General features: G+C 71.2%; 8 protein-coding genes. 1 reads left to right on the top strand and 7 read right to left on the bottom strand.

Annotated features, from left to right (window positions below; genetic code table 11):
* Positions 1 to 311: 311 nt before the first annotated feature.
* From ACFYL6_RS16065 to ACFYL6_RS16045, 5 genes are all read right to left on the bottom strand, one after another.
* Positions 312 to 1,133 (bottom strand): NAD(P)H-binding protein, encoded by an 822-nt coding sequence (locus ACFYL6_RS16065; RefSeq protein WP_387171761.1) that lies wholly within the window; start codon positions 1,131 to 1,133, stop codon positions 312 to 314.
* 244 nt (positions 1,134 to 1,377) lie between these two features.
* Positions 1,378 to 1,848 carry an SRPBCC family protein gene (locus tag ACFYL6_RS16060; protein WP_387171759.1) on the bottom strand — a complete coding sequence of 157 codons (471 nt, stop codon included), beginning with the start codon at positions 1,846 to 1,848 and terminating at the stop codon, positions 1,378 to 1,380.
* Positions 1,849 to 2,033: 185 nt separating this feature from the next.
* Complete coding sequence (locus tag ACFYL6_RS16055) at positions 2,034 to 2,327, bottom strand: DUF1330 domain-containing protein (RefSeq protein ID WP_387171757.1); 294 nt, start codon at positions 2,325 to 2,327, stop codon at positions 2,034 to 2,036.
* A 100-nt stretch (positions 2,328 to 2,427) separates the two neighbouring features.
* Positions 2,428 to 3,882, bottom strand: coding sequence for an MFS transporter (locus tag ACFYL6_RS16050; protein WP_387171755.1), 1,455 nt, complete (start codon positions 3,880 to 3,882; stop codon positions 2,428 to 2,430).
* Positions 3,883 to 3,908: 26 nt separating this feature from the next.
* Positions 3,909 to 4,271, bottom strand: a complete 363-nt coding sequence (locus ACFYL6_RS16045) for a MarR family winged helix-turn-helix transcriptional regulator (protein WP_387171753.1) — start codon at positions 4,269 to 4,271, stop codon at positions 3,909 to 3,911.
* A gap of 375 nt (positions 4,272 to 4,646) precedes the next feature.
* Here ACFYL6_RS16045 and ACFYL6_RS16040 point away from each other — a divergent pair, with 375 nt between their 5' ends.
* The gene (locus tag ACFYL6_RS16040; protein WP_387171751.1) at positions 4,647 to 5,045 is read left to right on the top strand and encodes a hypothetical protein; all 399 of its coding nucleotides are present in this window, start codon (positions 4,647 to 4,649) and stop codon (positions 5,043 to 5,045) included.
* A 3-nt stretch (positions 5,046 to 5,048) separates the two neighbouring features.
* Here ACFYL6_RS16040 and ACFYL6_RS16035 read toward each other — a convergent pair whose 3' ends face one another.
* Both ACFYL6_RS16035 and ACFYL6_RS16030 read right to left on the bottom strand, forming a co-directional pair.
* Complete coding sequence (locus ACFYL6_RS16035; RefSeq protein ID WP_387171749.1) at positions 5,049 to 6,380, bottom strand: hypothetical protein; 1,332 nt, start codon at positions 6,378 to 6,380, stop codon at positions 5,049 to 5,051.
* The gene (locus ACFYL6_RS16030) at positions 6,377 to 8,716 is read right to left on the bottom strand and encodes a tetratricopeptide repeat protein (RefSeq protein WP_387171748.1); all 2,340 of its coding nucleotides are present in this window, start codon (positions 8,714 to 8,716) and stop codon (positions 6,377 to 6,379) included. Before ACFYL6_RS16030 ends, ACFYL6_RS16035 begins: the two co-directional genes overlap by 4 nt.
* Between the last annotated feature and the right edge of the window lie 28 nt (positions 8,717 to 8,744).

Here is an 8,744-nt window from a genome sequence, read left to right as displayed (position 1 = left end):
GGGCCGGGGGGGCCACACCCCGGCGTCCCCACCCCAACCGTTTTTGCCCCCGGGGGGCCCCCCCCCCCGGGGCCCCCCCCGCCCCGCGCGGGGGGGGGGGGGCGGGGCCCCCCCCCCCCCGCTGCGCCGAACCCGCGCGTCACGCCTGCGGGAATGGATCTTTCCGTGCACCGAGGGCTGCCGGCCGAATTCCTGAACCTCGCCTGCGACGCGGAAGACGGCCTCTTGCCACGGATCCATTCGACGTCGGCCGGGTCGCATGGACCGCAGCACCGGCGCGGCGACGGCCGCGCCGTGATTACCGCACCGGCTCAATCCTGACGGAGTACGTGTTCCACGGCCCCGCGCAGGCTCGTCGGCGGCCGGCCCAGCACCCGGCGCAGGTCGTCGGTCTGCCGCTCCAGTGCCCCGGCCAGGGCCAGGCCCTGGAGGAAGGCCATCGGCCCGGTGAGCGCGCCGGCGTCCTCGTGGTATTCGACCTTTGTACCGGTGACGTCGCCGAGTTCCCCGGCGAGCTGCGGATAGGTCCACAGCGGTCCGGTCAGGTCGTAGTCCCGGCCCAGGTGGTCGTCGTCGGTCAGCACGTTCACCGCCGCCTCGGCTAGATCCGTCCGCAGCGCGGTGTTGAGGCCCCGTCCGCCGGTGCCGCTGACCAGGATGCCCGACTCGGCCGCCGCTCGCAGCCCGGCGTCGACGAACGCCTCGGTGTAGAACGGGTGCCGCAGGATCGTGTAGTTCAGTCCACTGTTGACGATTGCCCGTTCGGTGGCGTGGTGGGCGGCGTTCATGCCCCCGCCGTCGCGGTCGGCGCCCAGGAAGCTGGTGTAGGCGACGGCCTGTACCCCGCTGGCGCCGGCCGCCTCGACGGCGGCCAGATGCTGCCGGATCCGACGGTCCGGGGCCAGTTCCGGCGAGGAAATGAGCAGCAGCCGCCGTGCGCCGGCGAACGCCGACCGCAGGCTCGCCGGGTCGTCGTAGTCGCCGTGCCGTACGTCGACGCCGAGCGCGGCCAGGCCGGCGGCCCGATCAGGGGCGCGTACGGCGGCGATGACCTGAGCGGCGGGCAGCCGGGTCAGCAGCCGTTCGACGACGAGCCGGCCGAGCGCACCGGAGGCGGCGGAGACGACAATCATGGGAGTTCCTTACTGTGCGTGGGCCATCCCGGCCGAGGCGGCTGCCAGCCAACACTGTCGACGCCGGTGCGCGCCACCCAATTCCCGGCCAGCTGGCGCACTGACGGACAGCACCCCCTTTCGCTGCCGCTACACGCCGCGCCGACCGGCGCCGCCGCTCGCGTGCCGCCGTCCGCCCATGCCTTTCCCGGAAGCGGTCGCCGCACTACTGCTCGACGCACCCATCGACGCCGCGGGACGACCTTCAGGTAGTTCCACCGCTTAGCTGGGGAGGGGCTGCTGACGTCTCCAGGAGCTGTTTGAGTGTGCCGAGGTTGTCGCGCATCCCGCCTTTGAAGAGTCGCTCGGCGAGCGGTCCGAGGAGTGCGGCCGGGCCGGTGAGCCCGGCCGCACTTATCGTGCCCTCGAGGATGAGTTTCGTCGTGTCGGGTGAGGGGCGGACGAGATAGCGGTAGGTGAACGGGGTCGGCCCGCTCAGCGATGTGAAGACGACCTCCTCGCCTTCTGAATACTTGGTGATCGATACCTCGTTCAGGGCGGGCCCGCCGGGGAGCTCTCGATACACCCTGTATCGGGTTCCCAAGCCGCGGGTGCCTGTGACGCGCTCCACGCGTTGCACTGCGACGTACCACCTCGGCATGGTGGTGAAGTCGGCGACGAAGTCGAACACGTGCGCTGCTGGGGCAGCGATGTCCAGGTCCAGCTGGAAGGTCATGAGTTCCCCTGCGTGCGTGTCGCACTCGGCGACGTGGTCATTCCATCTGCTTCTTTTCGGCGGCGAGGCGGTTCGCGTATGCGACTCCGGCTGGTGATTGTCGGGTGAAGCCCTCCAGGAATCTGATGAAGGCGCGGTGATCCCCGCGGTCGGCTTCGTGTTCGTCGCCGACGCAGCCTCGATCGTCAGTCGAGGCCTTCGATGATGCGGAAGTCGCGCTCGACGCCGTCAGCAAGTGCGGCCAGCGCCTCCTGGTAGGCCGCACTAGCATGTGCGGCGACCGCCTGTTCGAAGCTGTCGAACTCGATCAGGATGGTGCGCCCGGCGATTCCGGCGTCGTGTGCGACGACCCGACCGTCGCGGGCGAGCAACCGCCCGCCCCCGGCCTTGACGGCCGCCGGGGCCAGCTTGTTGTAGGCAGCCAGCTTCTCGGGGTCGGAAATGGCGCGGTAGGCGCTGACCCAGTAGCCCTTGGCCACGGTACCTCCTGTGTTCGGAATTGATGTTCAGATCCATGGCCGGCGCGCTGTAAGTCAGCGAGGCGACGGAGAGGGCGTCGAATGCGGACGGCTTCGATCCTCAGCTTCCGGTTCGACTCGACCGGCCCACGCCCGGCAGACCGGCTGGGGCTGCGATCGAATTGGTCTCTTGTGAGCGTCGGCGGGCGAGGGCGAGGCTGGCCATCGTCGTGATCGCCATCGCGGCGACGCCGACGAGCGCCGCGGTCGTGTAGGCGTCGTCGTTCGGGAAGACGCGGCCCGTGGCGGTGCCGGCAGCCAGGACCAGACCTCCGATGGCGCTGCCCAGGGAGTACCCGACGCTGCGGACGACGTAGTTGAAGCTCATGGCGCTCGACGTCTCGCTCTTGGGGGTGACGGCCAGGATGACGCCGGGCATCGCGGCCGAGAAGCTGCCGACGCCGAAGCCCAGCACGCCCATGGCCACGAGCAGTTCGGCCAGGTTGGATCGAGCGGTGGCGAACAGGACGAACCCGCCGCCGACGATGGCGGCGCTGCCGGCCAGGAGCAGGGGGCCGTCGATCCGTTCGCGGACCCGCGGCGTGAGCTTGCCGGCGACGAACCCCAGCACGGAGAACGGAATGAGGACCAGCCCCGCGACGAAGGTGGTCAGTCCGAAGCCGTAGCCGGCACTGTGCGGCGTCTGCGCATAGCGGGTGATGAGCGTGAGCAGGAGGTACATGCCGCACCCGCCGACGAACATCGCGATGTTCGCCCCGGCGACCGCCGGGTGCCGTACCGCCCGCACGTCGACCAGGGGCGTCTTGGTTCGCAGTTCGGAAACGGTCCAGACGCAGAGCAGGAGTACGGCGGCGACGGCAAGGGTCACCGCCACGGCGAGGTGTCGGCTCCACAGGCTCCTCTCGCCGGCCAGGAATAGAACGAGGAGCAGTCCACCCGCCAGGACGAGCGCACCGGCCACGTTCACCTGAGCGGAGCGGCCTTCGGGAGCTGCGGGCATGAAGCGCCACGCGGTCACGAAGGCGATGGCGGTGACGAGCAGGCCGAGGCCGTAGGCGGCCCGCAATCCGCCGAACTCGGCGAACAGCGCGGCCAGCGGGTAGCCGACGCCGGCTCCGATGATGGAGACCACTGAGATCAGGGCGATCGCGGCCGCGCTGCGCTCCTCGGGAAGATGGTCGCGGGCCACGCCCATCATCAGCGCCGTGAGACCGAGTCCGACGCCTTGGGCCGCTCTACCCACGAGCAGCCAGGCGAACGGCAGCGGCAGCACGGTGAGCGCGCTGCCGACGACGATGATCGCCAGCGTGGCGAGAATCGTGGCCCGCCGGTGCGGACCGGCTCCGAGCCGGCCGAGGACGGGTGTGGCCACGGCGCCGCTGAGCAGGGCGATGGTCAGCGTCCACTGCGCGCTGTCGAGGGAGACGTGGAACGTGGTCGCCACGCTGGTGATGAGCGGCGTCCCAAGGCTGGCGACCACCGCCACGACCAGGGCGATGAACATCAGGGCGGGGACCAGCAGACGTGCCTCGGAACGTATCAGGGCAGTGCTCATGGGCTGGCCATGAGCATGGGCCGCGGTCACCGGTCCGACTCCTCTCGGGCCTGACTTTCGAGCTCCGCCAGATGCAGCAGCGCCGGAAGAGCTGCTGCCAGGGCTTCGACCTCGTCACCACTGAGTTCGTCGATCAACCGCGCGTACGCGTCGACGCCCGCCTGGCGTCGCGTCCGGACGTACGACGCGCCGGCCTCGGTCAGGCACACCAGCGTGACCCGTTTGTCGGACGGATCGCCCGTCCGCTCTACCAGCCCGGATTCCTCCATCACCCGGACCAGGACGGTCATCGCGGGCTGGGTGACGCCCTCGGCCACCGCCAGATCGGTGATCCGTCGCGGGCCGGTCTTGTCCAGGGTGGCCAAGGTGGCGGCGGACGTCAGGCTCATGTCGCGGGGAAGGCGTCTCACGGCCCTGGTTGCCAGACCGTAGAGGGCTGACCCGATGGCATCGGAAGCGCCGTGCGCGGCGTCTCGGCGACTCATGTCTGAAGCATAGCAGCTTTATATTAATCCTTTATGCATCTCCCCGATCAGGGTTCAGTAGGTGGTCCGCGCGCTCGGCGGCGTCGACCTGATCTTGCAATCTGCGGCGCCCCGCGCGGGCTGGCCAGCCCTACCTCTCGGCCGTGCTGCTGGACGGGCTCCAGACCCCCATCTTTCATCGATCACCGCTATGCCGGGCTACCTCACCGTCCCGAATCCCTTACACAACACGGGCTAGGCTGGACGAACCCGGACGACCGCCCCGACCAGGAGGTACAGATGGAACCGCTGGACCTGGCAAGCGTCGCCGTCGGGGCGCTGACCGCCCTCTCCACCGGCGTGGCCGGTGGGGCCGCGCAGCGGCTGCTCTCCGGGGCAGACCGAGTGGCGCAGGTGATCCGGCACCGGTTCGCTGGCGATCCGGGGACGCTGGAGGTCGTCGACGAGGTGACCACCGCGCCGACGCAGGCCGCCGAAGATCGGCTGACGCTGCGGCTGGCCCGCCAGATCACCGCCGACCCGGAGTTCGCCGCAACGCTGCGGGCCGCGCTTGCCGAGGCCGGCCCGACGATCATCCAGGCGAACGAGAGCGGCGCGGTCGCGGGCCGCGACGTGCGCGTCTCCGGCCGGTACGCCGCCGGCCGGGACCTGCACATCGGTGGTCCGGACGGCGGCTAGGCCCTAGGCGCTCAGGAAGGCAGCGAGGCGGCGGGACAGGGCGAGGGTGGTCAGGGACGGGTTCGCCGCGCCGCTGCGCGGGAACGTGGCCGGGCCTGCGACGTGGACGCCGCGTACCCCTAAAAGGTCGTGATCGAGGCCTAGCGCCCGGCCGAACGCGAGCGTGCCGGCCTCGTGATACTCGGTCCCGATGGCCCGCGACCACGTGACCGGCATGCGGGACGGCGCGGGGCCGTGCATGTCCGGCAGGACCATTTCGAGGGTGCGCTCGGCGGTGGCGAAATCCGGGAAGTCCAGTGCGGTCGCCGGCAGGCCGAGCAGGTCCGCCAGTCCGCACCAGACCGCTTGGAGCAGGTCGCGCTGCTGCCCGGCCAGCGCGACGTCGACGGGTGCGAGCGCGGGGTGCACCACCGGCGGCCGGACCACGCCGGCCGGGTGGGTGAGCTGCTCGCCCATCGCACCGACATTGACCACCACGGCGGACGGTCCGGAATCGACGTTGAGCAGCACGTTCGTGCGCAGGCCAGCGTCTCCTTGCCAGATATGCGCGCCCCCGGGAGGCAGCGGCGAGCCCGGCGCGACGGCGACCGTGAAGCCCTGGGTGATCTTGTCAACGATGGGATACGGCGACGCAGACACGCCCATGCCCGCGGCCAGGCGCGCGTTCTCCACGGTGCCCGCCGCCAGCACCACCGTTTGGCAGCCGATCCGGTTGCCGTCGGTGAGCTCGACCCCGACCGCCCGGCCACCTGACAGGAGTACCCGCGCCACGGTGGCGCCCGTCAGCGCGTTCGGGGTGAAGCCGGCGTTCAACGCGCTGTACGCCTCCCAGCCCACTCCGGCGGGTCGCACCGCCCGAGGTGTGCGGCGGAACGCGTAGCCTCCAAGGTGGATGTCGCTCGGCCCCGTGGGCGTGAAACCGCCGCGCCAGGTGTCGAGGTCGGCCAGGACCAGGTCGTAGAGAGACGGTCCACCGCGAAAGGACCGGGTCAGGTCGCTGACGATCCCGTCGGGCCAGGAGCGGAGCGCCCAGGGCTCAACTGGCAGCGTGACCCCGTGCCAGTAGAGCGACCGCCCGCCGAGTCGCCGCCGCAGCCCCGCCACCCCGGCGTAGTGCGGCGGGCGGGCCGTCTGCCAGGGCCGCCAGAAGTACGGGTCCCGGTCCGGCTCCAGCCAGGTGCGCAGCGGCGAGACGGCGGCCCCCACCGCGTTGATGTGCCGGCCTCCCGCGTCCGGTCCGGCCTCGACGATCAGCGACCGCCGGCCGGTCAGGTGCCGGGCCACCTCCAGGCCGGCGAGTCCACCACCGACGATCACCACATCGGCGCTGTTCACCGAGGGCCGAGCAGTCGCTCCGCCGTACTCTCCAGCATCGGGTTCCCCAACCGCCGCGCGTTCTCGATCAGCCGCTGCAGGGTGAACCGGGCCGCCGGGCCGGGTGCCTGAGCCTGGGCCAGGGTGAGCAGCACCAAGGACTCGCTGTACGGCTCGTTGAGCTCCCGGAACCGGCTCGCTGACCGCTCCAGCCGCGGTAGCGCGCCGGCTACATCACCGGACCGCAGGTCGAGCCGGGCACGGTGGTACTCGGCGATGTCCGCCCAACGGAGGTCGCCGATGTCGGTGAAGGTGCGCAGCGCCCGGTCGAGCAGCAGGCCGGCCTCCTCCCCCACCTCCAGGTCCGTCAGGCTCGCGGCTCGGTGAACGTTAGTGACCGCCTCCCAGAGCGCGAAGCCGAGCGCAGCGAAGATGTCCCGCGCCCGGCTGTAGAGGGGCAGCGCCCGGCCTGGCTCGCCCTGCTGGCGTAGTGCGCTGCCATAGTGGACCAGGCAGATCCCCTCCCGATGCCGGTCGCCGACAGCGCGGAACAGCTCCAGCGCCCGGTCGAAGGCCACACCGGCGGCGGCCCAGTCGGCCTGGTCTCGGTGGATGATGCCGAGGGTCCGGTGCGCATAAGCCTGCCAGCCCGTCTCCCCGGTCGCCTCGAAGTGCGCGAGTGACTCGAGCACCACCTCGCGGGCGGCCTCGTTCTCGCCGATCGACCGGAGCAGCACCGCGTAGATCAGGCGGGTCTCGGCCAGCGCCCCGGCGTCGCCCAGGTCCGCGAAGTCGGCGATCGCGGCCTCAAGCTCCGCGCGCGCCTCCGCGTACCGGCCGAAGTCGCGGAAGGCACGACCCAGGTCACGCCGCGCCCCGGCGAGCCGGGCCCGGTCCCCGGCCCGGGCCCCGGCTTCCAGCACGAGCCGGTGCACTCGGATACGGTCCTCGGCGAACGGGGTGAGGATCAGCAGGCTGAGCATCGCGTCGGCGAACCGGCCCACCTGGTCCAACCGGCCCTCTTCGGCGACCCGGCCCAGGCTCGCGAGAATGCCGTCCCGACCGGACGCGAACCAGGCGACAGGAGCCCGCCTGATCGTCCCGCGCAGCTCGGCGAAGTCGTCGTCCGGCCCGGGAGCGGCGGGATCGGCAGCATGGCCGCCAGAACCCTGGTCACGCAGCGCCCGGGCGGCGGTCGACAGGAGGTCGAGGTAACGGTCGTTCAGCCGGAGCGCCATGGCCGCCCGCTCGGCGGCCGGGTCGGTGTCGGCCAGCAGCTCGCGGGCGAGGTCGCGGACCAGGTCATGCAGGCGGTAGAGGGGTAGGCCGGTGCCGTCCACCCGGGTGACCCGCACGAGCTGTGCGTGGACCAGGCGCTCGACCAGCCGCTCGCTCTCCGCCACGCTCACCTGCAGCAACGGTGCCAGCACCCAGCCGGGAAACTCGTCGTCATCGGCCAGGGCGAGTGCCCGCAGCGCCCGCTGCTCGCCGGGATCCCGCTCGGAGTAGCTGGTCAGCAGCGTCGCGCGCACCTCGAGGTCTCCAATCTGGAGAAGGTCGAGACGGTTGGCCGCCGCCGCCATCCGGTCGGCCAGCCGGCCCATGTCCCAGTCCGCCCTGGTCCTCAGTTTCGCACCGGCGACACGCAGCGCCAGCGGCAACCTGCCGCACATCCGCACCAGCCGGGCCGCCTGGTCCGCGTTGGATGCGTCGATCTTCACCCGGGCGAGGCGGCCGACCAGGGCCATGCTGTCCGGCTCGGGCAGCACCGGTACCTCGATCAGCTCGGCGCCAGGCAGGCTGGGCAGCGGGGGGCGGCTGGTCACGATCGCGCCGGAACCGGCAGTGGTCGGCAGCAGCGGGACGGTCAGATCGGCAGAGACTGCCCCGTCCAGCACGACCAGGATCCGGCGGCCGGCCACCGCGGCCCGGAATTCCGCGACTAGCCGGGACTCGGTGGTGCCGTCGGCCGGGCGGCCCAGCAGGTAGAGAAATTCGGCGACGATGTCGGCGGTCTGCCAGGACTCGGTGCCGAGGGCGGCGTACAGCACGCCGTCGGGAAAGCGGTCACGAAGGCGATGGGCCGCCCGGACGGCCAACGCGGACTTCCCGATCCCGCCCGGTCCGAAGAGGTTCACCACCACCGGGGCGGCGCTTTCCCCGAACATTTCGAGAATGTCGCTGAACTCGTCCGTCCGGTCGGCGAAGTCGGAGATGTCGAGTGGTACGGCGAATGGCGCCGGGCGTGACTCGGGGACATTGTTGATCACCACATCACGTCCGGCCGCGTATTCGCCCCTGATGCGGGTGTCCCGCCCAGCGATTGCGCCGGAGCCTTGTTTGTCCACCTCGGACATCAGGATGATCCCTTCCGCTTGCATTCTG

The sequence above is a fragment of the Micromonospora sp. NPDC007208 genome (assembly GCF_042869175.1).
Taxonomy (GTDB): domain Bacteria; phylum Actinomycetota; class Actinomycetes; order Mycobacteriales; family Micromonosporaceae; genus Micromonospora; species Micromonospora foliorum.
Note: the sequence above shows the minus strand (reverse complement) of the source record. Positions and strands in the feature narration are given on the sequence as shown.